Origin of the sequence: Microbacterium sp. HD4P20, assembly GCF_019449275.2 — a bacterium.
Classification (GTDB): Bacteria; Actinomycetota; Actinomycetes; order Actinomycetales; family Microbacteriaceae; genus Microbacterium.
This window is the reverse complement of sequence record NZ_JAHZQZ020000011.1, coordinates 403,408-429,260: the sequence shown is the minus strand read 5'-3', so window position 1 is coordinate 429,260 and position 25,853 is coordinate 403,408. Positions and strand designations below refer to the sequence as shown.

Here is a 25,853-nt window from a genome sequence, read left to right as displayed (position 1 = left end):
CGCCCAGGCTCAGCGCGAGGGAGGGGCGGTGCTGCCACGCACGACGAGCGCGGTCGGCACGAGCTCGAATGCGTCCGCGCCATGCTCCATGCCGGTCACCAGAGTCTGCACCGCGAGCTCGCCCAGGCGTCCGAACTCCTGCCGCACCGTGGTGAGCGGGGGACGGTAGTCGGCGGCATCCGCGATGTCGTCGAAGCCGACGACGCTGACGCCGCCGGGCACGTCACGACCCGCGTCGGCGAAGGCGCGCATCGCCCCGAGCGCCATCTGGTCGTTGGCGGCGAAGACCGCCGTGACCGCGCGGTCGCCCGCGAGCGTCGACCCGATGCGGTGACCGGATGCCGCCGTCCAGTCGCCGCGGAGCGGTTCGGGCACGTCCCGCCCGGCCTCGGCGAGCGCGACGCGCCAGCCGGACTCGCGCTCGGCGGCGGCGAACGATGTCACCGGGCCCGCGAAGTGATGGACCGTACGGTGACCGAGCCCGAGCAGGTGCTGCACTGCGGCCCGCGCACCCCCCGCGTGGTCGGACTGCACGATCCCCCGACGCGGCGCAGACGCGGGCCGCGCACCGGACGCGGCGAGGTGCGGGGGCGCATCGACCACGACCAGCGACAGGCCGCGGGGTGTGGGCGCGTCCAGGGCGAGCGCCGTGGCCTCGTTGAGCACGATGACGCCGTCCACGCCCTGCTCGGCCAGCCGCTCGAAGGCGGCGACGGCGCCGTCCTGGCCGAGCGTCACCACGGTGAGGGCGTAGCCGCGGGTGGCCGCGGCATCCGCCACCGTCTGCAGCATGAGCGAGTTGCCCACCGTCGCCAGGGTCGACACCACGAGCCCGATGGTCTGCGTGCGGCCGGTGCGCAGTGCGCGGGCAGCGCGGTGCGGGCGATAGCCGAGCTCGGCCATGGCCACCTCGACGCGGGCGCGCGTCTCGGGGTCGACGCGAGGACTGGCGTTCACCACGCGCGAGACCGTCTGTCCCGAAACCCCCGCGCGTGCGGCGACGTCGGCCATGGAAACCCGGCGCTGCGCCGCTGCATCCATGTCGCCACCTTCCTGCGAATCGCCCGGCGGGCCGGCCCCATCGTGTTGACGCTAACATAGCGCAGTTGCTACCGTGTTGACGTGAACACTCCTGAGTCCGGAACGGATGCCGCAGCCACCGCGGCACAGATGCTCGGCGCGGGCGTCGCCAAGCGCACCGCACGCCTCGCCGACGGGCGGGAGCTGTTCTACTACGACGATCCCGGCACGATCCTCGGGCCCGACCGCGCGATCGATGCGCGCGATCTCGCACCGCGCCCGGCGACGGCCACGATGCGCCGCGACGTGCTGACCGGCGACTGGGTCTCGATCGCGGCGGCACGGCAGAACCGGGCGTTCCTGCCTCCGGCCGAGCTCGACCCGCTCGCGCCGCAGACACCGACGAACCCTTCCGAGATCCCTTCGATGTACGACGTCGCGGTGTTCGAGAACAAGTCGCCGTCGTTCGGTCCGGCCCTCGCCGTCGCACACGGCGACGCGCCCGCAGGCGAGCACGCGCCGCACGGTCTCGACGACCTCGACGCCCCCGGTCTCGGACGCACGCGCACGAGCGTCGGACGCTGCGAGGTGGTGTGCTTCAGCCCCGAGCACTCCGGCTCGTTCGGCTCGCTCACCCCGACGCGGGCGCGCACCGTGATCGAGGCATGGGCAGACCGCACCGCCGCCCTCTCGGCCCTGCCCGGCGTCGAGCAGGTCTTCCCCTTCGAGAACCGCGGTGAGGCGATCGGCGTGACCCTCCCCCACCCGCACGGCCAGATCTACGCCTACCCCTACATCACGCCGCGCACCGCGACGCTGCTGGACTCGGTCCAGCGCGAAGGCTCCGACCTGTTCGCCCGCATCCTGGACTTCGAGCGTGCGGCTGACCGCGTCATCCTGTCGGGCAAGCACTGGACGGCCTTCGTCCCGTTCGCCGCGCGCTGGCCGATCGAGGTGCACCTTCTGCCGCATCGCCACGTGGCCGACCTCGCCGAGACCACCCCGGCCGAGCGCGACGAGCTCGCCCCGCTCTACCTGCGCCTTCTGCGCGGCATCGACGCGCTCTACGACAGCCCCACGCCCTACATCGCGGCGTGGCACCAGGCGCCGGTGCACCGCGGACGCGACGCCGTCCGGCTGCACCTGCAGCTGACGAGCCCGCGGCGAGCGGCCGACAAGCTCAAGTTCCTCGCCGGATCCGAGGCCGCCATGGGCGCGTGGATCGGCGATATCCCGCCCGAGACCTCGGCCGCGCGCCTGCGCGAGGCCGTGGCATCCGTTCCCGAGGAGACCCTGTGACCGACACCGCCCGCACCACCGGCACCGCTGCGGCGGCGCGCGAGCTCTTCCGGAAACAGTTCGGCGCCGAGCCCGTCGGCACGTGGTCCGCCCCCGGCCGGGTGAACCTGATCGGCGAGCACACCGACTACAACGACGGCTTCGTGCTGCCGTTCGCGATTCAGCAGCGCACGCACGTCGCGCTCGCGCCGCGCACCGACGGCGCCGTACGGCTGCGCGTCGCATCGACGTTCGACCAAGCGATCGTCGAGGTCGCGATCGACGAGCTCGACGCCCTCTTCCCCGAGCGCCGCGACGAGGTCACCGAATGGGCCCGCTATCCGCTGGGCGTCGCATGGGCGCTGCTGGCGGCATCCGGAAAATCCCCCGCCGACGTCGGCGGCCTCGACCTCGCATTCGCGTCGAACGTTCCCGTCGGGGCGGGGCTGTCGTCGTCAGCTGCCATCGAAGGTGCCACGGCCGTTGCACTCGCCGACGCTTGGGGCATCTCGCTGGACCGGGTGTCCCTTGCCAAGGCCGGGCGCGTCGCCGAGAACGAGGCCGTCGGCGCCCCGACGGGCATCATGGACCAGATGGCGGCCCTCCTCGGGCGCGCCGACGCGGCGATCTTCCTGGACTGCCGCTCGCTCGAGACCGAGATCGTCGACCTCGGGTTCGACGGCGCCGGCCTCGAACTGCTCGTCATCGACACGGGCGTCGCCCACTCCCACGCGACCGGCGGCTACGGCGAGCGCCGGGCGGCGTGCGAGCGCGGGGCGGCGGCCCTCGACGTGCCGGCTCTGCGCGACGTCACGGTCGGCGACCTCGACAGGCTGGCCGGCCTCGTCGACGACGTGACCTACCGCCGCGTGCGGCATGTCGTCACCGAGAACCAGCGGGTGCTCGACACCGTGCGCACGCTCCGCGAGCAGGGTCCGACCGCGATCGGCGATCTGCTCGTCGCCTCCCACGTCTCGATGCGCGATGACTTCGAGATCTCGGTGCCCGAGCTCGATACCGCCGTCGATGCCGCGTTGGCGGCGGGCGCGATCGGCGCGCGCATGACCGGCGGCGGCTTCGGAGGAGCGGCGATCGCCCTCGTCGCCCGCGACCGGGTGCAGAACGTGACGGATGCCGCGACCGCCGCATTCGCGGCATCCGGTTTCGCAGCCCCCACGATCTTCACCGTCACCCCCTCCGACGGCGCCGCTCGCGACGCCTGACGCACGCCCCGCCGGTTCAGGGCACGTGAACGGGGTTTGAACGCTCGACTCGCCGGTGCGGAAGACCTGGCGATGACGGATGCCGGGGCCTAGCGTCGTAGCAGGGCCGGACCACTCGTCTGCCGGCCGAAAGGAGCCATCGTGGCGTACATCACCGTCGGAACAGAGAACTCGGTCGACATCGACCTCTACTACACCGACCAGGGGCCGGCCGACGCACAGCCCGTGGTGCTGATCCACGGGTTCCCGCTGAACGGCGAGTCCTGGACGAAGCAGCAGGGCGCGCTGCTGGATGCGGGCTTCCGGGTGATCGCGTACGACCGCCGCGGGTTCGGCGCGTCGACGAAGGCCGGATCGGGCTACGACTACGACACGTTCGCGGCCGACCTGCACGCCCTGATCGAAGACCTGGACCTGCGCGATGTCGTCCTCGTGGGATTCTCGATGGGCACGGGCGAGATCGCACGGTATCTCTCGCGCTACGGCAGCGCGCGCGTCGCGAAGGCGGCGTTCCTCGGCTCGCTCGAGCCGTTCCTGCTGACGACCGAAGACAACCCGGGCGGCGCCGGCCCCCAGGAGTTCTTCGACGGCATCGCGCAGACGGTGCGCGAGGACCGCTACGCCTTCATCGCCGGATTCTTCCGCGATTTCTACAACCTCGACGACAACCTCGGCTCGCGGATCTCACAGGAGGCGGTGGACGCGAGCGTGCAGGTCGCGAACCTCATGGGCAACACGGCCATCGCGGCCGCTCCGCTGGCGTGGCCGACGGACTTCCGCGGCGACATCCCGTCGATCGATGTGCCCGCGCTCATCCTCCACGGAACGGCCGACAACATCCTGCCGATCGATGCGACCGGCCGCCCCTTCCGAGAGCTGCTGCCCGACGCGACATACGTCGAGCTCGAAGGAGCGCCGCACGGACTGCTGTGGACCCACGGAGCCGAGGTCAACGAGGCGCTGCTGGCGTTCCTGCGCGCCTGATCCCCCTCTCCCCTCCCGCCCTCTCTCCCCTCCCGCCCTCTCTCCCCTCCCCCCTCTCCCGTCTCCCCTCTCTCCCCCGCTCTTACCCGTCGAGGACGTACGTTCTCGCCGAGAACGTAGGTCCTCGAGGTCGGTAGCGTGCGGTTTCGGCGAGAACGCACGTATTCGACGGGGGCGAGCGGGCGGGCGAGGGGGCGGGGCGAGGGGGCGGGGCGAGGGGCCGGGGCGGGGCGAGAGAGGGCCGGGAGCGACGCGGGCGGCGGGGCGGAGGGTGCGGAGGTGTCAGGCCTGCCGGGGAGCGTTGGCCAGCGCGATGAGGCCGTCGATCATCTCCGACGAGACGCCGCCCTCGCCCGCGGTGAACATTCCGGCACGGCCGATCGGGAACGACTCCATCATCTTCGAGGCGTCCACCCCTTCGGGCATGATCGCCTCGACGCCCTCCATGCCGCTCATCATCTGCGCGATCGCGGCCTGCACCATCGGGCCGACGACCGGGTGGGCCATGGCCTCGCCGATCGACGACGTGGGCGACAACGGCAACACGACGTCATCGCCCGTGATGGCGACTGCGACCGTGGAACGGATGTCACGGCTCGAGGCGGCGACATCCACCATGTACTCGCCGCCCTCGACCACCCAGCCGTCGACGCGGATGTCCCAGTAGGCGAGGTCCGCTCGACGCACGACGAGCGTCACCGGCCGGGTCTCACCTGGCTGGAGCTCGATCGATGCGAAGGCCTTGAGTTCGCGCACCGGGCGCTGCACGGCGCCGCCGGGAAGCGACGTGTACGCCTGCACGACCTCACGGCCGGCGCGGTCGCCGGTGTTGGTCACCTCGACCCGCACCTCGATGTCGCCGTCCGCGTTCACGGCGCCCTCGGCATCCCCGTAGGCGAACGTCGTGTACGACAGGCCGTGCCCGAACGGGAACGCCACCTCCATGCGACGCGCGTCGTACCAGCGGTAGCCGACGAACAGGCCCTCGCCGTAGCGCACGTGCGAGAACTCCCCCGGAAAGTCGAGGTACGCGGGCGTGTCCTCCAGCCGCAGCGGGATGGTCTCGGTCAACTTCCCCGAGGGATTCACATCGCCGAAGAGCACATCGGCGGTCGCCCCGCCGCCCGCCTGGCCGAGCAGCCATCCCTCGAGGATCGCCGGCACGCGGCCGCGGAAGGGCAGGGCGACGACACCGCCGTTCGACAGCACGACCACCGTGTTCGGGTTGGCTGCCAGCACGGCATCGAGCAGGTCGAGCTGCGCGGCGGGCAGGTCGATGTCGTCGCGGTCGTACCCCTCGGACTCGAGCCGTGCCGGAAGCCCGAGGAACACCACGGCGACGTCGGCACCGGATGCCGCGGCGACGGCCTCGTCGCGCAGCGCCGCCGTCTCGTCGGCTGTGACATCGAGGGCATTGCTGAAGCCACGCGCGTACGAGACCTCACCGCCCGAGGCCGCCCGGATGCCCTCCAGTGCGGAATCGAGCCGCGTCGGGTTGATCATCGACGAGCCGGCGCCCTGGTAGCGCGGCTTCTCGGCGAACTCCCCGATGACCGCCAGCGCGGCGTCCTTCGCCAGCGGCAGCACGCCCCCGTCGTTCTTCAGCAGCACGATCGAGCGCGCGGCGGCTTCCCTCGCGAGCGCGTGATGCGCGTCGACGTCGAGCGGCCCGGACACCGCTCCGGCGCCTTCGGTCGCCTTGCTCACGAGGTCGAGAACGCGCCGGGCCGCGGCATCCAGAACCGACTCGTCGAGTGTGCCGTCGTTCACCGCCGCGACGATCTGCGCGTCGGTGACGCCGTTGGACGAGGGCATCTCGAGGTCCATGCCCGCCTTCACGCCCGGGACGCGCTCATTGACCGCTCCCCAGTCCGACACCACGAGACCCTCGAAGCCCCATTCGTCGCGCAGCACCCGGGTGAGCAGCCACGGATCCTCCGAGGCGTACACGCCGTTGATGCGGTTGTACGAGCACATGACGGTCCAGGGCTGGGCGTCCTCGACGACACGCTGGAACCCACGCAGGTACATCTCGCGCAGTGGGCGGGGGTCGATGTCGGAGCTTGACCGCATGCGGTCGTTCTCCTGGTTGTTGGCGGCGAAATGCTTCAGCGACGCGCCGACGCCCCGCGCCTGCATGCCGTGGACGATGGCGGCACCGAGCACGCCCGAGACGATGGGATCCTCGGACAGATACTCGAAGTTGCGGCCGCACAGCGGCGAGCGCTTGATGTTGATGCCGGGGCCGAGCAGCACCGCGACGTTCTCGATCGAGGCCTCGACGCCCAGCGCGTCGCCGACGCGGCGCAGCAGATCGACGTCCCACGACGAGCCCAGCCCGACCGCGGGCGGGAAGCACGTCGCCGGCACGCTGTCACCGAGGCCGAGGTGGTCGCCGCCCTCGCGCTGTTTGCGCAGGCCGTGGGGTCCATCGGTCATCATGACCGCGGGTACGCCTACGCGCGGCACCGGCTTGGCGTACCAGAAGCTCGCGCCGCTGGTCAGTGACGCCTTCTCTTCGAGGGTGAGCTCAGCGGTGAGCCGGGACGCGTCCAGATCGGTCATGGCAAAACCTTACGTTATTTGGTTTTCAGTTATCAAGCATTGTTCGGGTTTACTTCTCCTATGGCAGACACCCGGGCGGGGCGGCGCGGCTCGTACGCGAAGGGCGTCGCCAAGCGCGAAGAGATCCTGCAGACCGCCCTCGGCGTCATCGCTCGCGAGGGCTTTCGCAGAGCATCCGTGAAGGAACTGGCGGATGCCGTGGGCCTCAGCCAGGCCGGACTGCTCCACTACTTCGACAGCAAGGAGGAGCTCTTCACCGAGATCCTCCGCAAGCGCGACGAGCTCGATGTCATCGGCCACGGCCTCGGGGACGGACGCGGTGGGAACGGCCTCGGAGAGAGCGCCGGCGCCGTCGCGGATGCCACTGAGGGAGAGCTGCCGGACCTGCGGGCAGGCTACGTCGGCATCATCGAGCACAACGCCGACGTGCCCGGCCTCGTGCACCTGTTCGCCCGGCTATCGGTCGATGCGGCCGATCCGGGGCATCCCGCCCACGCGTTCTTCCTGGCGCGCGGCGAGGGGCTGCGCACCCTCTTCGCGTCGGCGATCGAGGCCCAGCAGCGCGCCGGCCAGATCACCGACCGGGTGGACGCCCAGACCCTCGCCCGGATCTTCCAGGCCGTCGCGGACGGCATGCAGCTGCAGTGGATGCTCGAGCCCGAGGTCGACATGGCGGCCACCGTCGGGGCGCTCTTCGATGCGCTGGCGGTGGCTCCGGCAGACACGGACGAGGCGGCTCCGGCGGCAGGCACCGCGCCCGCGACGACCGACACGGAGGAGAGAGCGTGACCGTGGGCCCGGTCGTGGCGATCTCCCCCGGCCGCGTCCGGGGCTTCTGGCGCGGCGAGCCCGGCGCCGGCGGCTCGGCGGCCTTCCTCGGCATCCCGTTCGCGCAGGCGCCCGTCGGCGACCTCCGGTTCGGCGCACCGGTTCCGCCGGAACCCTGGAAGGGCGTCCGAGACGCACTCGAGTACGGCGCGACCGCGCAGCGCGGCGACCCGGGCGACACCCTCATTCCCGAGCCGTCGGTCCCGGGTGAGGCCACGCTCAACGTCAATGTCTTCACGCCCGCGCCAGGGGGTCACGATGCCGCGCTGCCCGTGCTGGTGTGGATCCACGGGGGCGGTTTCGTCTCGGGGTCGCCGGCGAGCCCGTGGTACGACGGCCGAGCGTTCAACCGCGACGGCGTCGTGACGGTGTCGGTGTCGTACCGGCTGGGCTTCGACGGGTTCGGGCATATCGCTGGCGCCCCGTCGAACCGCGCAGTGCGCGATTGGATCGCCGCGCTGGAATGGGTGCGCGACAACATCGCCGCGTTCGGCGGAGACCCCGGGCGCGTGACCATCGCGGGACAGTCCGCGGGCGGCGGCGCGGTGCTCACGCTGCTCGGGATACCCGCGGCCCAGCATCTGTTCCACTCGGCCTGGGCGCTGTCGGGCGCGATCGCCGACGTGCCTGCCGAGCGGGCCCGCACGCTGTCGGCGAAGCTCGCCCACCTCGCCGGGGTCGCGCCGACCCGCGCGGGCTTCGCCGCTGCCACCGAGGCGACGTTGCACGCCCTGCAGGGGAAGGCGGCCGTCGCGGATTCCTCGGGTCGTCTGGCCGAGGTGCGGTCGCTGCTGGCTGACGGACTGTCGTGGGGGCCCGAGATCGACGGCGACCTGATCACGCAACCCACGATCTCGTCGCTGTGCAGCGGCGTCGGTGCGAGCAAGCCGCTCGTGCTCGGGTCGGTCGACGACGAGTTCACCATGCTGACCGACCACGTCAAGCGGGCGCTGGGCCTCGTTCCCGCAAGCCTCGCGCTCGGACAGCTCGGGGTGCCGCGTGAGCGCGCTCGCACCTACCTTGCCGGCAACGCCGCCCAGCGACGCAGAGGCACGGCGGCGCTGCTGGGACGCTATGTCACCGACGTGGTGTTCCGCGCGACGGTGGTGAAGGTGGCGGACGCGCGAGCGGATGCCCCGACGTGGGTGTACCGCTTCTCGTGGCCGTCACCGGCCCGAGGCTGGGCGCTGCACTGCCTCGACGTGCCGTTCTGGTTCGACTGCCTCGACGATCCGCACGTCGCCGGCATCGCCGGTGCGGATCCGCCGCGGCGCCTCGCCGAGGCGGTGCACGGCGCCGCTGCCGCCTTCGTCCGCGGCGACGACCCGGGGTGGATGCCGTGGTCGCGCGTGCCGGGAATCACCCGCGTCTTCGGGGGCGAGGCATCCCGCCCCGACGTCATCGCCGACGGCTACGCCTCGGTGCGCGCGCTGGTCTGATCGCGGGCGCGCCGCCGTCACGACAGCGCGGCGATGACCCTTCGCTCGAACAGCTCGATGCCCGACAGGTCGTACGCCGCCTCGGGGAAGTAGTGGATCGCATACGTGATGCCGTGGCGCTCGCGCTCGGCGAGGTTCTCGGCGACCCTGTCGACGGCACCGAACCCAGGCGAGGCGAGGAATTCGTTCTCGATCACGTCGGCCCGCTCCTGCCCCACGTGCGGGAGCAGCCGGGCCTTGACCGCAGCCAGGCGGTCGCGCGCCTCGGCCTCGGTCTCACCGACGATCGTGTTGACGTTCGACGAGCGCGTGATCGACGCGAAGTCGCGCCCGATCGCGTCGCAGTGCCCGCGCAGCACCTCGCTCTTGTGATCGACCTGTTCGAGAGAGCCGGTGAAGTTCGTGTACGCGGCGTACTGCGCCGCGATCTTCAGCGTGACCTTCTCGCCACCGCCGGCGATCCACATCGGGATGCCGCCGTCCTGGATGGGCAGCGGCCGCACGATCGCGCCGTCGACCTTGTAGTACTCTCCGTCGAGGGTGGCACGCCCGGTGGTCCACGCCTGGTTCATGATGTCGACGCCTTCGCGCAGCATCCGGAGCCGGTCCCGCACCGGCGGGAACCCGTAGCCATACGCCTTCCACTCGTGCTCGTACCAGCCGCCGCCGATGCCCATCTCGGTGCGTCCGCCCGACACCGCGTCGACGGTCGCGGCGACCTTCGCGAGATAGGCGGGGTTGCGATAGCCCATGCAGGTGCACATCTGGCCGAGACGGATGCGGCTCGTCGACGCCGCGAACGCGGCCATCAGCGTCCACGCCTCGTGCGTCGCCTCGTCGCTGTGCACCGGCGTCGTGTGGAAGTGGTCGTAGACCCACAGCGACTCCCAGGGCCCTGCGTCCGCCCGCTGGGCGAGGCCGTTCATCACCGACCAGTGCTCGGTGGGCTCGATGCCGACGAGATCGAATCGCCAGCCTTGGGGAATGAAGGTTCCGAAGCGCATGGCCCTCAGCCTATTTGCCCGGGCGTCGGGCGAGTGGGTGTCTCGACGACGCGGGCGTGCGGCATCCGTTCCCGCATCACGGCGATCGCCTCGGGGTTGTGGTCGACCAGGACGGCGTGACGGCCGAGCGCCGAGGCGACGGCGCCGGTGGTGCCGCTGCCGGCGAACGCGTCGAGCACCCGGTCGCCGGGGCGGCTGGACGCCTGGACGATGCGCCGGAGGATGCCTTCGGGCTTCTGGGTCGGATACCCGGTCTTCTCGCGGCCCGTCGTCGGCACGATCGTGTGCCACCACACGTCGGTGGGCAGCTTGCCGCGCTCGGCCTTCTCGGGTGTGACCAGCCCCGGAGCCATGTAGGGCTCGCGGTCGACGGCGTCCGAGTCGAACCAGTACGTCTTCGGGTTCTTCACGTACACGAGGATCGTGTCGTGCTTGGTCGGCCACCGCTTGCGGGTCTTCGCCCCGTAGTCGTACGCCCAGATCAGCTCGTTGAGGAACCGCTCACGCCCGACGAGCGCGTCGAGCAGCACTTTGGCGTAGTGCGCCTCGCGATAGTCGAGGTGCACGTAGAGCGTGCCGTCGTCGGCCAGCAGCCGCCACGCCTCGAGCAGCCGCGGCTCGAGGAAGCCCCAGTAATCGTCGAACCGGTCGTCGTACGCGCGCAGGTCGCCGCGGATGCGCTCGTACTCGCGCCCGTGGAACCCCCGGCGCACGACGGACGCCGGCTTCGTCGCGGCGCTCGCCCGGTCGTAACTCCGGCGATCTGCGGCATCGGCGGTTGCCGTTGCGCGGAATTCCGCGGATGTTCGCTCGACCGCGTCGCGTTCTTCCGGAGTTGTGAACGCAGCGGCACTGGAATCGGGAGACGGATGCCGCGACCGCGCGGTCTCGACGGCCCGCTCCTGCGAGCGCCCGGTGTTGAAGGGCGGGTCGAGGTAGATCAGGGTGAACGACGCGTCGGGGAAGGCGCGGAGCACTTCGAGATTGTCGCCCTCGTAGACCTCGACGGATCCGGCATCCGGCTCGGCTCCCGGCTCGGGGTCCGGCGCCGGGGCATCGGTCACGGCACCCGTCGCAGCCACGCGTCCGTGGCGAACTTCGACTCGACCAGGGCTTCGGCCTCGGCGTACTCGTCGTCGGTGATGTGGCCGGGCACGGCGCCGTAGAGGCTGGCGAACGTGTCTTTCAGCTTCTCGATGATCGCCTCGCGCGGCAGTCCCGTCTGACGCCGCAGCGGGTCGACGCGCTTGGCCGCCGACGTGGTGCCCTTGTCGCTGAGCTTCTCGCGGCCGATGCGCAGCACTTCGGTCAGCATCTGCCCGTCCATGTCGTAGCTGAGGGTCGCATGGTGCAGCACTCCGCCGTTGGCGAGTCGCTTCTGCGCCGCGCCGCCGATCTTGCCCTGCGGCGAGGCGATGTCGTTCAGTGGCTGGTAGGTGGCCTCGATGCCGAGGGCGCGCAGCGCCTGCAGCACCCAGTCGTCGAGGAACGCGTACGAATCGGCGAAGGTCAGCCCCTGGACGAGGGATGCCGGCACGTACAGCGAGTACGTCACGATCGAGTTCGCCCCCATGAGCATGGCGCCGCCGCCCGAGATGCGCCGCACGACGTCGAAGCCGTGCTTGACCGCGCCCTCGGGATCGACCTCGTTGCGCAGGGACTGGAACGACCCGATCACGACCGCGTTCTCGTTCCACTCCCACACGCGCAGCGTCGGCCGGCGCCGGCCGTCGCCGACGCGCGCGGTGAGCACTTCGTCGAGCGCGAGGTTCATCCGGGGTGAGACCGGGCGTTCGTGGACGATCTCCCAGTCGAAGTCCCGCCACCCGGGCGCGGTCACCAGCGCGCGGCGCACCGCGGTGCCCACGGCCTCCGGAGTGAACCCCAGCAGCTGCGCCCCCTCGGGGAGCGCCCCGCGCACCGCGGCAGCGATCGCGGTGACATCGGACTCGATCGGCAGGCCATTGACGGCGGCATCGATGTCGGCGAGGGCGTCGTCGGGCTCGAGAAAGAAGTCGCCCGCGAGACGGAAGTCGGCGATGCGGCCGTCGCGCTCCTCGAGGTCGACCACCACGAGCTTGCCGCCCGGAACCTTGTATTCGCCGTGCATGCGTTCAGCCTATTGCCGCCTCCCTCCCCTCGCCCTCCCTCCCCTCGCCCTCCGCCCCATCCCTCACACCCCCTGTGATGTTCGTTCGCCACATATGTACGCCCAGGCCGCCGTTTCGCGTACATATGTGGCGAACGAACGGGGGGGGGTGAGAGGGACGCGGGGAGGGGACGCGGGGAAGGGTCGCGGGGAGGGGACCGGATGGGCTCAGTCGCGGGCGGGGAAGCGGCGGTCGAGCCACGCGAGCAGGTCGTCGCGCACGTCCTGCTGCATGACCTCGTTGAAGATCTCGTGGCGGGCACCGGGGTAGACGAGCGTTGTGACATCGGTGAAGCCCGACCGCGTGCGGTAGGCGTCGGCGAGCTTGTGCACGCTGCGGGGACCGCCTACGGTGTCGTCGCGTCCGACCATGAGAAGCGTGGGGATGTCGCGGCCGAGGTTCCTGCGCGGACGACCCATGATCCGCGCCGAGTCGAGGGGGCCGAACAGCTTCAGCAGCGGTTCGGTCGTCGTCAGGGGATCGTCGATGAATGCCTGCCCGACCGCGAGATCCGATGACAGCCATTCCGTGCCCATGGCGCCCGGGGCTTTCCACGGCGCGTTGAGGTCGCCCGAGTTGAGCGTGCCGGGCCACCGGAGTGCCGACCCGCTCAGCACGAGAGCGTCGTAGCCGTCGGGGTGGTCGTTGACGAGCATCTGCGCCATGAACGATCCCCACGAGTGCCCGAGCAGCACCAGCGAAAGGGCAGGGTTCTCGGCACGGATCTCCTGCGTCAGCTGCCAGATGGCGGCGATCGTGGCGGGAAGCCCTCCTGGGCCGAGGCGGCCGAGTCGTGACGCGTCACCGCCATACTGACCCATTCCGGTGCGACCGTGGCCGCGATGGTCGTCGGCGTACACGGTGAAACCGGCCGTCGTGAGGGCACTCACGAGGGCGCCGTACCTGCCGGCGTGCTCGCCGACACCGTGCAACAGCTGCACGACGGCGCGAGGCTCGCCCTCCGCCCGGTGGACCTCGTAGACGATCGATACGCCCTGGGCATCCGTGTAGGACCGCACATCGGTGTTGTCGGGCATGCGCAGAAGTCTAGGCCGCATGGCGCGACGGTCGCGGGACCTGTGGAGGAAGCATCCGAGACTTTGTTTAGCAAGACTAATGAGCTAGGCTAAACAACCGCATGACCAGCCACGATTCCACCAGCACCCCCACCGCCGACCACGCCGACTTCTCGCCTGCCGCCGCGCAGCTGCGCATCGCGACGTTCCGGCTCGCGCGGCGTCTGCGCACGCAGCGCGCGGTGGACTCGATGAGCGACGGCCAGTTCGCCGTCCTCGCCGCCCTCTTCGTGCATGGTCCGCACACGCTCGGCGAGCTCGCGGACCGCGAGCGGGTCTCCGCGCCGTCGATGAACCGAACGGTGAACTGCCTGCAGGAGTCGGGCTACATCACCCGGACCGCCGACGAGAGCGACGGACGGAAGGTCGTCATCTCGCTGACCGAGTCCGGGCGCGGGGTTGTCGATGAGACCGCGCGCCGCCGCGACGCGTGGGTGGAGGCGGCGCTGGCCGAGTTGTCGATCGACGAGCGTGCCGTGCTCGCCCGTGCCGCCGAGATCATGGAACGGATGGCCGCGCGATGACCCCCTCGTCCCCTCCACGCGCCGCTGGCGCGTCGCGCGGAGCCTCCGGTCGTGGGGCCCCAGCCATGTTCCGCTCTTTCTCGGTCTTCAACTACCGCGTCTGGTTCATCGGCGCACTGGTGTCGAACATCGGCGCGTGGATGCAGGCGACCGCGCTCAGCTGGGTCGTGCTGACCGAGCTGACCGACAACGACGCCGCCGCGATGGGCATCACGATGGCGCTGCAGTTCGCTCCACCGCTGCTTCTCGTGGGCGTCACCGGCTGGGTCGCCGACCGCTTCGAACGGCGGCGCCTCCTCGTCGTTACGCAGGGACTGCTGCTGCTGATCGGCGTCGCCATCGGCATCCTGCTTCTCGTCGGCGTGATGACGCTGCCGCTGATGTACACGTTCGCTCTGGCGCTGGGCATCGTCGCGGCATTCGACAATCCGGCGCGCCAGGCGTTCGTCTCGGATCTCGTGGCGCGCGAGGTCGCCTCCAACGCCGTAGCCCTCAACGCCGCGTCGTTCAACGGCGCGCGCATGATCGGGCCGGCGCTCGCCGGGGTCGTCATCGTCGCCGTCGGCACCGGCTGGGTGTTCCTCGTCAACGGTGTGACGTTCTTCGCGATGATCATCGCGCTGTGGCTCATCCGCACCGACGAGCTCGTCCCCCGGGCCCACGCGCCCGGCGCCTCGCGCCTCGCCGACGGCTTCCGCTACGTCGCTCGCCGGCCCGACCTCATCGTCACTTTCGCGATGGTCTTCCTCGTCGGCGCATTCGGCATGAACTTCCCGATCTTCGCGTCCACCATGGCGATCGAGTTCGGTCAGGAGGCCGACGGCTACGGTCTGCTCAGCTCCATCCTCGCCGTCGGATCGCTCGCAGGTGCACTGCTCGCAGCTCGCCGCGACCGGGCGCGGATCCGGGTCGTGATCGGTGGGACGCTGCTGTTCGCCGCGGCCGCCGCGGTGTCGGCCTTCATGCCCACGTACTGGTCGTATGCCGCGACGCTCATGTTCACCGGCTTCGCGGTCGTGACGATGCTCACGACCGCCAACGGCTATGTGCAGACGACGACCGACCCGGCGCTGCGCGGGCGCGTGCTCGCGCTGTACATGGCCATCCTCATGGGCGGGACACCCATCGGCGCCCCGATCGTGGGCTGGGTGGCCGACGAATGGGGTCCCCGCTCGGCGATCCTCCTCGGCGCGGTCGCGGCCGTTGTGGCGTTCGCGATCGGAGCGACCTGGCTGATCGTCTCGGGACGCCTGCATCGCCACGAGCAGCGACGGTTCCGGTTGACGATCGACGAGACACGACCGCTGACGGTGGTGCCCCCCGAAGAGTTCTCAGACCAGATCGCCCAGACCACGCCGATCCGCGTGCCGTCGGATCGGGACCAGGTCGACCGCCGCGCAAGCTGACGCGGCCGCGGGTCCGGTCTCGCGCGACGTGGGGACCCCGGCCGCATCAGCGCCGCCCCGGCGGTCGCGGCTCATGCGGCGACCGTCCGGAATCCCGCATTGCCCATCGACGAATCCGGGGTGTTCTGCGAGCGGGCGGCGTTGCGGTATCGGTTGCAGTAGGAGATGTGGCAGAGATAGCTGCCTCCCCGGAGCACGCGCGCACCGCTTGGAGCCGGACCGCGGGGATCGATCGCGAGCTCCTCGGTATAGGTGCGCGGCGAGAACCAGTCCGCGCACCACTCCCAGACGTTGCCGACGGGCTGCCACAGCCCGTACCCGTTGCGGTCGAACGCTCTCACGGGTGCCGTCGTGAGGTAGCCGTCCTCCCGCGTGTTGACGCGCGGGAATTCGCCCTGCCAGATGTTGGCGCGCCAGCCCCCCTCGTCGACCTCTTCGTCACCCCACGGGTACTTCCTGCCGTCGAGGCCGCCGCGAGCCGCATACTCCCACTCCGCCTCGGTCGGCAGCCGTCTGCCCGCCCACGCGCAATAGGCCTGCGCGTCAGTCCAGCTGATGTGGACCACGGGGTGGTCGCCGATCCCGTCGAGCGTCGAGCTGCGGCCGCCCGGGTGCGCCCAGTCGGCCCCGCGGACGCCGAGCCACCACGGGGATCCCGCCGCCGCGCCCATCACGTCCCCGGCAGGCGCCGACACCGCGAGATGAAAGACCGCGCTGAACCCGAACACCTCCGCCTCGGTGCGGTATCCGGTGTCGTCGACGAATCGGGCGAAGTCGTCGTTGGTGACGGTCGTCGCGTCGATTTCGAACGCCTCCAGGGCCACCCGGTGCAGCGGCAGCTCTCCATCGCCCGGATTGCGATCACCCGACGAGTCGCCCATCGTGAATTCGCCCGCCGGCACCAGGGCCTGTTCGACCGCGTGGCGGCCGGTTCCCGCAGGCGCATCGGCCAGGGGCGTGGTCGGACGTCCCCATGCCAGGAGTTCGACCCTCCCCGGCGCCCCGCACGCGCACGACGGCCCGCATCCTCCCGGATCGTCCCGCATCATCCCGTCACTTCTCAGCGTCAGCGCGCGAAGATGCGCCGCACCCGCTCGAGCGTCTCTTGATCGTACGGACCCCAGTCCGGACGAGGCGTGTCAGGGCCCTGGTAGGGCTCGTCCCGGTAGCGGCGCTGGTACTGCTCGAGCTTGTCCTCCAGATCGGCCCGCACGTCCGCATATGCCGGGTCGTCGGCGACGTTGCGCATCTCCGCGGGGTCGGCCTTCAGGTCGTACAGCTCCCACTCCGGCTCGAAGACCCGGTCGGACGCACCCGGCACGCCCAGGCCGGCTCCGTAATAGTGGATGAGCTTGTGATCGGCGGTGCGGATGCCGTAGTGCGCGGGGGCGGCGTGGATCGGATCGTCGTGCTCCCAGTACCGGTAGTACGCGGCGTCCGGCCACTCCTCGACCTGCTCACCGCGCAGCAGCGGCAGGAAGCTCCGGCCCTGCGAGGTGGGCAGCTCCGTCGCGGCCTCGATCCCGCAGGCGTCGAGGAACGTCGCGGCGAAGTCCACGTTCGTGATGATGGCATCGCATCGGCTGCCGGCCGGGATCGCCGCCGGCCACTTGATCAGCATCGGCATCTGCAGCGACTGGTCGAACATCAGCCGTTTGTCGAACCACCCGTGGTCGCCCAGGAAGAACCCCTGGTCGGAGGTGTACACCACCAGCGTGTTCTCGGCGAGGCCCTTCTCCTGCAGTCGGTCCAGGAGCCTTCCGACGTTGTCGTCGATCGACTGAACGCACTGCAAATAGTCACGCATGTAGATCTGGTACTTCCACCGCATGCGCGCCTCGCGGTTCTGTGGACCGCGCAGGTGCTCGGGGATCTCCTGCTTCAGATCGTCGGCGCCCATGTCGTCGGCGATCGTCATGCGGATGCCTCGGACGGCTTTGCTGCGACTCTCGTTGTCGTCGAAGAAGGTGTCGGGTTCGGGGATGGAGCCGTCGGCGTAGAGGTGCTTGTGCTTCTCGTCCGGCACCCAGGGGCGGTGGGGAGCCTTGTGGTGCACCAGCATGCAGAAGGGTTCGTCGGCGCCGAGGCCGTCCAGCCATTCCAGAGACAGATCGGTCACGATGTCGGTCGCATAGCCGCGCATCGTGCGTGTGCCCTCCGGGTCGACCATGTCCGGGTCGAGGTAGTCGCCCTGCCCGGGGAAGATCTTCCAGGTGTCGAAGCCACGCGGAAGCGACTGGCCGTGCTCACCGAGGTGCCATTTGCCGAACATCGCCGTGCGATAGCCGGCCCGCTGGAGTACCTCCGCGAACGTCGGCACGCGGTAGTCCAGTTCGGTCCAGATCGAGGACACGCCGTTGATGTGCGAGTAGGTCCCGGTGAGGATGGATGCACGGGAAGGGCTGCAAATCGAGTTCGTGCAGAAGACCGCGTCCATCCGCACGCCCTGCTGGGCGATCCTGTCCAGGTGCGGCGTGGAGTTCACCCGGCTGCCGTACGCAGATATGGCGTGGGCGGCGTGGTCGTCCGACATGACGAAGACGATGTTCGTACGGGGCATCTCGGTCACCCTCCTAGTACCGGCGGCAGCTCGGCGACGGTGCCGAGCGTCGTGTAACGCGGACCCGCCAGGCGGTCGAGGGGGCGGGGCAGCTCAGTGTCGATGCGACCGTCCATCGTCTCCATCACTGCGCCTTCCTCTGGCTCAGCTGCTGCCACACCCACTCGAGGGTGCCCACGAGGTCGACATCCGGGTTGATGCCCCACTCTGCCTGCAGGCCGTCCGACAGTGCGAGGAAGACCCGCGCCACGCGGTCGGCGTCCACGTCGGCGGGAAAGGTGCCGGCGCGTTGCCGGGCTCGGATGTCGCGTCCGATCACCCCGTGGAGCTCGGTGTCCCTCCGCCGGAAGAACTCGTGGGCGGGATGCTCGGGGTCGTACGCGGCGGCTTCCAGGCTCACGTAGAGGTGCACGAGCGCCGGAAGGTGCACGTTGTGTCGTGCCACCCGGATGGTGGTCGGCTCGTCGCCGGGTTGCTCGGCGAGGATGCGCCGATTCACGATGTCGCGCTGGCGGAGCACCTCCACCAAGAGGTTCTCCTTGGTGCCGAAGTGGTGCAGCAGGCCCGCCTGGGTCATACCGACTTCGGCGGCGATGTCGCGCAGCGACGTGGCGCTGTAGCCCTTTCGTCCGATGACCTCGAGGGCCGTCTCCAGGATCAGGTCCTGGCTCTCACGTCCCTGCGAGTAGGTGCGGCGCGGCGCGCGGCGCTTCACGGGCGCGCTGGGCTGACCGGCCAGGAACAGCGGCCGCACCGAGTCCCCGGGTACGTCGGGCCGAGCGGTGAGGATCGCCTCGGCGGTGCGCGGGATGTCGAAGGGGAGCGCCCCCTCAGCGCGCGTTGCCCCCGTCAGCACCTCCAGCAGCGCGGTGTCGGACGCCCCGAACTCGGCGACCACGGCAGCGCTGTGCGGCAGCAACGGCTCGAGGATCGCGGGACGCTCCAGATGCACGGCGAGGATCACCGGGGCGTGCGCGCTCAGTTCGCGAACGCGGACAGCGACCTCCGGCGCGAACTCGAGGGATCCGGCGTGGAAGCTGGCTTCCAGCGCGAACTCGTCGCGAGGGTCGAACGGCGCGCCGATGCGGACGATGATCGCCTCAGCCTCGGCGGGTTCGGCGACGAGGGTGAGCCCGGCCGCCTTCACAGCCTCCGGCGCGACCTCGGACGAGAACACCTTCGCGCCCCGGCGCAGGGGCAGCGCCGGCGCCGACGACGAGCGACCGTTGATCAGCACGACCATGGAGCGCGCCTGGGCGGCGTGGCCGGCGGCGCGGAAATCGTCCCGGCCGACGATCTCGATGGCCGCGTCCTCGTCGACATACGGGTTCTCGAAGAGGCCGAGCTCGAACTTCACGCGCAGCAGGCGCCGTACGGACTCGTCGATGCGCGCCTCTTCGACCGTGCCCGACTCCACGAGCGAGACGATGTAGCCCGGGTCTTCCTCGCCACCGAGCTGGTCGCATCCAGCGTCGATGATCTTGTGCACTCGCTCGACCTCGGAGAGGTGTTCGGCGCCCCATGCGCGTGGGGGGAGCACTTTGCCGCCGATGCGGGACTCTGTCACCAGGCCCCAGTCGGTGCAGATGACACCCTGGTAGCCGAGGCGCTCGCGCAGCAGCCCCGTGATGATCTGCCGGTTGAAGCCGAAGCCGACCTCCTCGACCGGCTCGCCGTCGAGGGTGAGCCCGATGGGGATTCCGTACGACGGCATGATCGCAGGGACGCCCCGCTCGATCACTCGGCGGAACGGCTCGAGGTGGTACTCGAACATGCCCCCGAGGTAGTCCTGCTCCTTCCCGTAGTGGAAGTGCGGGTCCTCGCCGTCGCGCTGCGGTCCGCCGCCGGGGAAGTGCTTCGCCATGCACGAGATGCCCTGCGGGCCGAGAGAAGGTCCGCCCTCGAACCCGTCGACGTAGGCGACTCCGAGCGCGCCCACCTTCTCAGCGTCCTGTCCGAACGTGCTGTACTGGCGCGCCCAACGCGGCTCGGTGGCGACATCGAGGGTCGGGTGCAGCGCCGAGCGGATGCCGAGCGCCGCGTACTCGCGGCGGGCGATGCCGGCGAACTCACGCACCGTAGCCTCGTCACCCAGGGCACCCAGGCCCAGCGGCTCGGGCCATGCCGAGAGGTGCTCGGCATTGAAGGACGCCCCCCAGTTCTCGGTGAACGAGTGTCGTGGATCGGTCGAGATCGTCACCGGGATGCCGTGGGGCTGGGCCTCGGCGACGCGCTGCACCTGGTTATTCCAGCGCGCCATGGCGCGCGGGTCGGGGATGCGGTGCACGTTCAGGTGGGTGATGTGCCGTTCCTCGATCAGCTGGCGGGCGCTGAGCTCGCGGACGGCGATGGGCTCACCGTCGATGTCGCCGTCTACGGTGACGCTCACCACCGACTGCACCATCAGGCCCGCCTTCTCCGCCAGCGACAGGCGGGACAGCAGATCCTCCACCCGGTCCTCGACGGGCAGGCGCGGATCCTCGTACGGGTCCATCACGCTGTTGCCGTTCAGGTCGCGATATGGTGTTCCGTCCTCGTGGCGCGAGGTGGCGGCGGCCGTCGTGCTCGTGGTCGTCGTCATGTGTTCCTCAGTTCTCCCTGCTGGCCGCCAGGAGGCGGCGTTCTTCGCGGCGTTCGCGCTGCTGTGCGACATCCGCCACCGGGGCGGACATGAAGAGGCGCTGCGTATAAGGATGCTCCGGGCGAGAGGTGACTTGGTCGACCTCGCCCTCCTCGACGATCTCACCGCGGTAGAGCACCGTGACGCGGTGGCTGATATGACGGATGACGCCGAGGTCGTGCGAGACGAAGAGATACGCCACACCGGTGGACTCCTGGATCTCGATGAGGAGATCCAGGACCCGCGCCTGCGTGGTCAGGTCGAGGGCCGACACCGGCTCGTCGCAGATGATGAGCCGCGGACTGAGCGCGATGGCGCGCGCGATGGCGATCCGCTGGCGCTGGCCGCCAGAGAACTCGTACGGCAGCCGTCGATCCGCGTCCGCCGGCAGGTGCACACGGTCCAGAAGGTCGCGGATCCGCGCACTCGCGTCTCTGCGAGTCCATCCCTGCACCAGCAGCGGCTCGACCAGGATGTCGGCCACCGTCATCGACGGGTTCAGCGAGGTGTAGGGGTCCTGGAAGACCACCTGGATGTCGCGGGCGAGACCGCGACGTTCGGTGGCGGGAATGCGGGTGATGTCGCGACCGTCGAACGAGATCGTGCCCGATGTGATCGGGACAAGTCCCAGGATCGCGCGACCAATCGTCGTCTTGCCCGATCCGGACTCACCGACGAGTCCCAGCGTCTCCCCCGGACGAATGTCGAACGACACGCCCGCGAGTGCCGTGAAGCTCTTCCGCCCGCGACTGCGGTACACGACCTCGAGATCGTCTGCGCGCAGCAGCGGTTCGTAGGCGGTCATCGTGCGTCCCTTCCCTCGGAGGCCGGCACTGGCGAGTATGTCCGCACCGGTCCCTCCTCCAGCATGGAGTCCAACAGGGTCCGGGTATACGGGTCCTGCGGCGCCATGAGGATCGACTCGACATCAGCCGTTTCGACGATCCTGCCGTGCTTCATCACCGCGACGCGATCGCAGATGTCCGCGACCACGCCGAAGTTGTGCGTCACCAGGAGAACGGCCATGTCTGTCTCGCGCTGCAGATCCCGCAGCAAGTCGAGGACCTCGGCCTGCACGGTGACGTCCAGCGCCGTGGTCGGCTCATCGGCGATGAGCAGCTTCGGTCTTCCGGCGACGGCGCCGGCGATGAGCACTCGCTGTGCCATGCCTCCGGAGATCTCGTGCGGGTAGGCGCGGAACGTGGCCTCCGGGTCGGGGATTCCCACGCGAGCGAGCAGCTCCAGCGCCCGTGCCTTCGCGTCCCGCTTCGACATGCCCAGGCTGGTGCGCAGTGGCTCGGTGAGCTGGTGCCCGATCCGGAAGCTGGGGTCGAGATTGCTCAATGGCTCCTGCGGCACATAGGCGATATCACTGCCGCGAAGCTTGCGGCGCTGAGCCGGGCCGAGCGTCGTGACCTCCGTGTCGAGGAAGCGGATAGAACCACGAGAGACCCATCCGCCCTCCGGAAGGAGGCCCAGCACCGAGAATGCCGTCTGCGTCTTGCCGGATCCCGACTCGCCCACGAGGCCGAGCACTTCACCCGGCGCGATGTCGAGCGACACGTGATGGACGACGGGATTCTGCGCATCTCCGACTCCGTAGCTCACCTCGAGGTCTCGCACCGAGAGCAGCGACGACATCGGGCGGTCGGCGAGGGACGCAGTCGCTGCCGGCGCCGTGGTGCCCACCTTGGACGAGTCGTCCGAGCCGCGGTCCTCGAGAGCGTCGCGCATGGCGTTGCCCAGCAGGATGAGGGCCATTGTCGTGAGGCCGATCGCGAGGCTCGGCCACAGAATGAGCGACGGCGCGACGAAGATGCGACGGAAGCCCTCATTCAGCATTCCACCCCATGAAGGCATCGAGCTGTCGGTGACCCCGAGGAACTCCAACCCCGCCTGCACCGAGATGGCGATGCTCGCCAGCCGGGCGGACTGGATGATGACGGGAGCCCGCACCACCGTGAGCACGTGGCGACCGATGATCCGGCGATCGCTCAGGCCGGCGACCCGTGCGGCGTCGACATACAGCTCATTGCGCACGCCCTGAACGGCCGCACGGACGATGCGAAACACCGCCGGTGCCAGAAGGATGCCGAAGACCGCCATCGAGACCCAGACCGAGGGGCCCGCCACGGCTCGGACCGCGAGGAGGATGACGATACCGGGAAGCGCCATATTGAGGTTGTTGACCCAGTTGGCCGCCGCGTCGAACCACCCGCCGTAGTACCCGGCAATGAGGCCCGCGGGAAGACCCACCACGAGGGCCACGACGAGCGCGAGTGCAGCGCCGGCGAGGCTGACCTGGGCACCCCACAGCAATCGGCTGAGGACATCGCGCCCCGAGCTGTCGGTGCCGAGGACGTGCTCCGCGCTGGGCGGCTGCATCGCGCTGCGCAGGTCGACGGCATCCGCCGCCGGCAGCGACAGGAACGGCACGATCAGCGCACCGAGGATGATCAGCAGCAGCACGACGGCTGCGGCCAACCCGAGCGGATTGCGCAGGAAGCGGCGCAGGGCACCGCTGCGGGCCGTCTTTGCGGCAGCGACAAGGGTTGTGGTCTGGCTGCTCATGAGAGACGCACCTTGGGATTCAGCCAGGCGACCGCGAGATCGACCAGCAGGTTGACGACGACGACGATGACGACGTACGCGAGGACGGCTCCCAGGACGAGCGGCACGTCGGCGCGCACGGATGCCTCCACGGCCAGACTTCCCAGCCCCGGAAGCGCGAAGATCTGCTCGATCACGACTGCGCCCCCGAGGATGCCGACCACCTGGATGGCGAGCGCGGTGAGTCCGGTCGTCGAGGCGTTGCGGAGGGCGTGTTCGAGCACGACCCGCGTCTCGGGGATCCCTCGACTGCGAAGGGTCCGGACATAGTCCTGGCGGAGGGCGGTGATCATGGAGCTGCGCACCTGCTGCGCGATGCCCGCTATCGCGACCACGGTCAGCGCCGTGACAGGCAGCACAAGGCTGCGGGCCCACGCGGCGGGGTCGGTCGCGAAGTCGGTGAAGCCCGTCGCGGGAAGCCATCCCAGCTGGATGGCGAACACCGTCACCAGGAACAGCGCGATGATGAACGCCGGCAGAGCGTCGGCGAGAGTGGTGAAGAACTGCACGGTCCTGTCGACCCATCCGCGCTTGATGGCCGAGACGACGCCGAAGGCGAAGCCGAGGATGCCGCTCAGCAGTGTGACCAGTACCACCAGGGCCACGGTGACGGGCATGCGGACCGAGATCGCCTGCCACACCGTCTGCGTGGTGAAAAGAGACTGGCCCAGGTCGCCGGTGAAGGCACCGGCGAGCCAGTCGAAGTACTGAACGAACACCGGGCGATCCAGGCCCAGCTGCGCATTGAGCTGCTCCACTTGGTCGGCGCTGGCGTTCTCGCCCAAGACATTGCGCGCGATGTCGTCGAATGCCGGAGAGAGGAGGAGGAAGACGATCAACGACGTCGCGAAGACGAGCGACACCGCCGACAACAGGCGCTTCAGGAGAAATGGCATGGCTGACCCTCAGGTGAAGGGTGGGGGCCCGCCGGGCGAGCCCCCACCGTCGTCACTGTCCGCTCGGCGTGAAGTTGTAGATCGATGGCACGGCCTGCTGCACCTGAGGCACGATCTCGATCTTGTCGCCGTAGAAGTTGAACGTGTTGGGCCGCATGACGGGAGCGAACCAGACGTTGTCGATGACCCACTCGTTGATTTCGCGGGCGGTCTCTGCGCGACCGGCTTCGTCGGCCGCGGGGTAGGCGGCGATCAGGGCGTCGAGTTCGGGATCGGTCGAGCCGAGCGGATTCCACGGGGCATCCGGAGACAGCAGGAACTGCGTGGTGTTCCAGTCGGACCGCTGCGCGAGGGTCATGAACGCGATCGGGAACTCTCCGCGCTGCATCGACGGGACGGCTTCGCCCGGCCCCCATTGGTGACGGTTCACGGTGACGCCGATGTCCTCCCAGTTCTGGATGACCGCGTCATAGATGATCGGCTCGAATACGGGACTGACCGGGAGGGTGATCTCCAGATCCTCCGCCCCGGCTTCGGCCAGCAGGTCCATCGCGCGTTCGGGATCGTAGGCGTAGGCGCTGTCGAGCTCCTCGCTGTACGCCTCGGTCTCCGGTCCGAAGACCTGCGCGGTCGGCTCGCCGAGTCCCTCCCAACCCACGTCGACGAGTGCCTCGGCGTCGATGGCGATCGCGAGGGCCTCCCGGACGCGGACGTCCGCGAGCTCGGGCTGGAGCTGACCGTCGCGATCGAAGAAGAGGATGCCGCCCCAGTTGACGGAGAACGGGTCGGGCTGGTTCAGGCCAGCGGCCTCGGCCTGCAGCGCAGATGCCGCACGGTTGAGCGAAGCGAAGTCGATCTGCCCGGACGTGAGCGCGTTCAGGCGCGCGGTCTCATCGGCGAGGATGCGGAACTCGACGGCGTCGAAGGGCAGCGGGTCGCCCCAATAGTCCTCGTTGCGGGTCAGGTTGTACGCCGAGCCGACCACCGAACTGCCGGCGTCGAGGATGTAGGGGCCGGTACCCACAGGGTTCGCGGCGATGTCGGGCGAGCCGAGGGCGGCCGGGCTGCCCATGTACCCGCCGGCATTCGCGAGGTTGGAAGGAAGGTCGGGATCGGGCGAATCCAGACGGAGGACCACGGTGTCCTCGTCGACGACCTCTGCGCCGACCACGTTCGCGAGGTTGCCCTGCAAGGGTCCGTTCGCGGTCTTGAAGTGCTCGATGTTCGCCTTGACGGCTTCGGCGTCGAAAGGTGTTCCGTCGGTGAACGTGACATCGGTGCGCAGTTCGAGTTCGAGCGAGAGACCGTCGTCCGCCGTCGTCCACTCGGTGGCGAGCATGGGGCTGAGCTCACCGTCGGGCTCGCGCTTGATGAGCGTGTCGTACACGGACTGGAAGACCGGAGCGAGGTGTCCTTCGTTCGCCTGTGCGGGGTCCCAGCTCGAGGGCTCCTGCAGCGCACCGATGACGAGCAGCGGGGCAGTCGCGCCGGCCTCGTCGGAGTCGGCCGGGTCGGGGGTGGTGCCACTACCGGCACATGCCGTGAGCGCCAGGGCGACGGCGGCAGTGCCGCCCACCAGTGCGGTAAGTCGTGCCATTCGCATGGCTGCCTCCAAAGACATCGTTGTGGTTGAAGTTCCCTGCCGCGGTGCTGCGGCGTCGTGTAATACT

Annotated in this window: 20 protein-coding genes; 7 read left to right on the top strand and 13 right to left on the bottom strand. The window is 69.8% G+C overall.

Annotation, left to right across the window (positions count from 1 at the left end; all coding sequences use genetic code 11):
- Window positions 1–9 precede the first annotated feature (9 nt).
- On the bottom strand, window positions 10–1,041 hold the full coding sequence (locus tag K0817_RS05050; RefSeq protein ID WP_374209523.1) for a LacI family DNA-binding transcriptional regulator: 1,032 nt from the start codon (window positions 1,039–1,041) through the stop codon (window positions 10–12).
- Between the two features lie 129 nt (window positions 1,042–1,170).
- On the opposite strand from K0817_RS05050, the gene galT reads away from it, so the two are divergent.
- The 3 genes from galT (at window position 1,171) to K0817_RS05035 (ending at window position 4,505) form a co-directional block, all read left to right on the top strand.
- The gene (galT, locus tag K0817_RS05045) at window positions 1,171–2,319 is read left to right on the top strand and encodes a galactose-1-phosphate uridylyltransferase (RefSeq protein WP_219980886.1); all 1,149 of its coding nucleotides are present in this window, start codon (window positions 1,171–1,173) and stop codon (window positions 2,317–2,319) included.
- Window positions 2,316–3,521 carry a galactokinase gene (gene galK / locus K0817_RS05040; protein WP_219980312.1) on the top strand — a complete coding sequence of 402 codons (1,206 nt, stop codon included), beginning with the start codon at window positions 2,316–2,318 and terminating at the stop codon, window positions 3,519–3,521. Before galT ends, galK begins: the two co-directional genes overlap by 4 nt.
- Before the next feature lie 141 nt (window positions 3,522–3,662).
- Window positions 3,663–4,505: an alpha/beta hydrolase gene (locus K0817_RS05035; protein ID WP_219980311.1), complete on the top strand. Its 843-nt coding sequence runs from the start codon at window positions 3,663–3,665 to the stop codon at window positions 4,503–4,505.
- A 282-nt stretch (window positions 4,506–4,787) separates the two neighbouring features.
- On the opposite strand, the gene K0817_RS05030 is transcribed toward K0817_RS05035, so the two are convergent.
- The gene (locus tag K0817_RS05030) at window positions 4,788–7,070 is read right to left on the bottom strand and encodes a glycoside hydrolase family 3 C-terminal domain-containing protein (RefSeq protein WP_219980310.1); all 2,283 of its coding nucleotides are present in this window, start codon (window positions 7,068–7,070) and stop codon (window positions 4,788–4,790) included.
- 60 nt (window positions 7,071–7,130) lie between these two features.
- On the opposite strand from K0817_RS05030, the gene K0817_RS05025 reads away from it, so the two are divergent.
- Both K0817_RS05025 and K0817_RS05020 read left to right on the top strand, forming a co-directional pair.
- A complete protein-coding gene (locus tag K0817_RS05025) occupies window positions 7,131–7,859 on the top strand; it encodes a TetR/AcrR family transcriptional regulator (RefSeq protein ID WP_219980309.1) in 729 nt (242 codons plus the stop codon).
- Window positions 7,856–9,337, top strand: coding sequence for a carboxylesterase/lipase family protein (locus K0817_RS05020; RefSeq protein WP_219980308.1), 1,482 nt, complete (start codon window positions 7,856–7,858; stop codon window positions 9,335–9,337). The genes K0817_RS05025 and K0817_RS05020 overlap by 4 nt, the downstream gene beginning before the upstream one ends.
- Window positions 9,338–9,354: 17 nt before the next feature.
- Here K0817_RS05020 and K0817_RS05015 read toward each other — a convergent pair whose 3' ends face one another.
- From K0817_RS05015 to K0817_RS05000, 4 genes are all read right to left on the bottom strand, one after another.
- On the bottom strand, window positions 9,355–10,341 hold the full coding sequence (locus K0817_RS05015) for an LLM class F420-dependent oxidoreductase (RefSeq protein WP_219980307.1): 987 nt from the start codon (window positions 10,339–10,341) through the stop codon (window positions 9,355–9,357).
- Window positions 10,342–10,346: 5 nt separating this feature from the next.
- A complete protein-coding gene (locus K0817_RS05010) occupies window positions 10,347–11,423 on the bottom strand; it encodes a site-specific DNA-methyltransferase (protein ID WP_374209522.1) in 1,077 nt (358 codons plus the stop codon).
- Complete coding sequence (locus tag K0817_RS05005; RefSeq protein WP_219980306.1) at window positions 11,402–12,451, bottom strand: biotin/lipoate A/B protein ligase family protein; 1,050 nt, start codon at window positions 12,449–12,451, stop codon at window positions 11,402–11,404. The genes K0817_RS05010 and K0817_RS05005 overlap by 22 nt, the downstream gene beginning before the upstream one ends.
- A gap of 207 nt (window positions 12,452–12,658) precedes the next feature.
- Complete coding sequence (locus K0817_RS05000) at window positions 12,659–13,528, bottom strand: alpha/beta fold hydrolase (RefSeq protein ID WP_219980305.1); 870 nt, start codon at window positions 13,526–13,528, stop codon at window positions 12,659–12,661.
- Between the two features lie 101 nt (window positions 13,529–13,629).
- Here K0817_RS05000 and K0817_RS04995 point away from each other — a divergent pair, with 101 nt between their 5' ends.
- A complete protein-coding gene (locus tag K0817_RS04995) occupies window positions 13,630–14,091 on the top strand; it encodes a MarR family winged helix-turn-helix transcriptional regulator (protein ID WP_219980304.1) in 462 nt (153 codons plus the stop codon).
- A gap of 65 nt (window positions 14,092–14,156) precedes the next feature.
- On the top strand, window positions 14,157–15,497 hold the full coding sequence (locus K0817_RS04990; RefSeq protein WP_219980303.1) for an MFS transporter: 1,341 nt from the start codon (window positions 14,157–14,159) through the stop codon (window positions 15,495–15,497).
- 71 nt (window positions 15,498–15,568) lie between these two features.
- On the opposite strand, the gene K0817_RS04985 is transcribed toward K0817_RS04990, so the two are convergent.
- The 7 genes from K0817_RS04985 to K0817_RS04950 form a co-directional block, all read right to left on the bottom strand.
- Window positions 15,569–16,399: a formylglycine-generating enzyme family protein gene (locus tag K0817_RS04985; RefSeq protein WP_374209521.1), complete on the bottom strand. Its 831-nt coding sequence runs from the start codon at window positions 16,397–16,399 to the stop codon at window positions 15,569–15,571.
- A gap of 164 nt (window positions 16,400–16,563) precedes the next feature.
- Entirely contained in the window at window positions 16,564–18,057 is a 1,494-nt protein-coding gene (locus K0817_RS04980) for a sulfatase (protein WP_219980302.1), read from the bottom strand.
- Window positions 18,058–18,181: 124 nt separating this feature from the next.
- Entirely contained in the window at window positions 18,182–20,638 is a 2,457-nt protein-coding gene (locus K0817_RS04970; protein ID WP_219980301.1) for a glycoside hydrolase family 3 N-terminal domain-containing protein, read from the bottom strand.
- Between the two features lie 7 nt (window positions 20,639–20,645).
- Window positions 20,646–21,482 (bottom strand): ABC transporter ATP-binding protein, encoded by an 837-nt coding sequence (locus tag K0817_RS04965; protein WP_219980300.1) that lies wholly within the window; start codon window positions 21,480–21,482, stop codon window positions 20,646–20,648.
- Window positions 21,479–23,248 (bottom strand): dipeptide/oligopeptide/nickel ABC transporter permease/ATP-binding protein, encoded by a 1,770-nt coding sequence (locus K0817_RS04960; protein WP_219980299.1) that lies wholly within the window; start codon window positions 23,246–23,248, stop codon window positions 21,479–21,481. Before K0817_RS04960 ends, K0817_RS04965 begins: the two co-directional genes overlap by 4 nt.
- Window positions 23,245–24,183, bottom strand: a complete 939-nt coding sequence (locus K0817_RS04955) for an ABC transporter permease (RefSeq protein ID WP_219980298.1) — start codon at window positions 24,181–24,183, stop codon at window positions 23,245–23,247. The genes K0817_RS04960 and K0817_RS04955 overlap by 4 nt, the downstream gene beginning before the upstream one ends.
- A 52-nt stretch (window positions 24,184–24,235) precedes the next feature.
- Window positions 24,236–25,780 (bottom strand): ABC transporter substrate-binding protein, encoded by a 1,545-nt coding sequence (locus K0817_RS04950; RefSeq protein ID WP_219980297.1) that lies wholly within the window; start codon window positions 25,778–25,780, stop codon window positions 24,236–24,238.
- Between the last annotated feature and the right edge of the window lie 73 nt (window positions 25,781–25,853).

Coding starts and splice junctions, on each gene's coding strand:
- K0817_RS05025 (WP_219980309.1), top strand. CDS start 7,131: ATGGCAGACACCCGGGCGGGGCGGCGCGGCTCGTACGCGAAGGGCGTC.
- K0817_RS05030 (WP_219980310.1), bottom strand. CDS start 7,070: ATGACCGATCTGGACGCGTCCCGGCTCACCGCTGAGCTCACCCTCGAA.
- K0817_RS05000 (WP_219980305.1), bottom strand. CDS start 13,528: ATGCCCGACAACACCGATGTGCGGTCCTACACGGATGCCCAGGGCGTA.
- K0817_RS04980 (WP_219980302.1), bottom strand. CDS start 18,057: ATGCCCCGTACGAACATCGTCTTCGTCATGTCGGACGACCACGCCGCC.
- K0817_RS05005 (WP_219980306.1), bottom strand. CDS start 12,451: ATGCACGGCGAATACAAGGTTCCGGGCGGCAAGCTCGTGGTGGTCGAC.
- K0817_RS05050 (WP_374209523.1), bottom strand. CDS start 1,041: ATGGATGCAGCGGCGCAGCGCCGGGTTTCCATGGCCGACGTCGCCGCA.
- K0817_RS04970 (WP_219980301.1), bottom strand. CDS start 20,638: ATGACGACGACCACGAGCACGACGGCCGCCGCCACCTCGCGCCACGAG.
- K0817_RS04990 (WP_219980303.1), top strand. CDS start 14,157: ATGTTCCGCTCTTTCTCGGTCTTCAACTACCGCGTCTGGTTCATCGGC.
- galT (WP_219980886.1), top strand. CDS start 1,171: ATGCTCGGCGCGGGCGTCGCCAAGCGCACCGCACGCCTCGCCGACGGG.
- K0817_RS04965 (WP_219980300.1), bottom strand. CDS start 21,482: ATGACCGCCTACGAACCGCTGCTGCGCGCAGACGATCTCGAGGTCGTG.
- K0817_RS05015 (WP_219980307.1), bottom strand. CDS start 10,341: ATGCGCTTCGGAACCTTCATTCCCCAAGGCTGGCGATTCGATCTCGTC.
- K0817_RS04950 (WP_219980297.1), bottom strand. CDS start 25,780: ATGGCACGACTTACCGCACTGGTGGGCGGCACTGCCGCCGTCGCCCTG.
- K0817_RS04995 (WP_219980304.1), top strand. CDS start 13,630: ATGACCAGCCACGATTCCACCAGCACCCCCACCGCCGACCACGCCGAC.
- K0817_RS04960 (WP_219980299.1), bottom strand. CDS start 23,248: ATGAGCAGCCAGACCACAACCCTTGTCGCTGCCGCAAAGACGGCCCGC.
- K0817_RS04955 (WP_219980298.1), bottom strand. CDS start 24,183: ATGCCATTTCTCCTGAAGCGCCTGTTGTCGGCGGTGTCGCTCGTCTTC.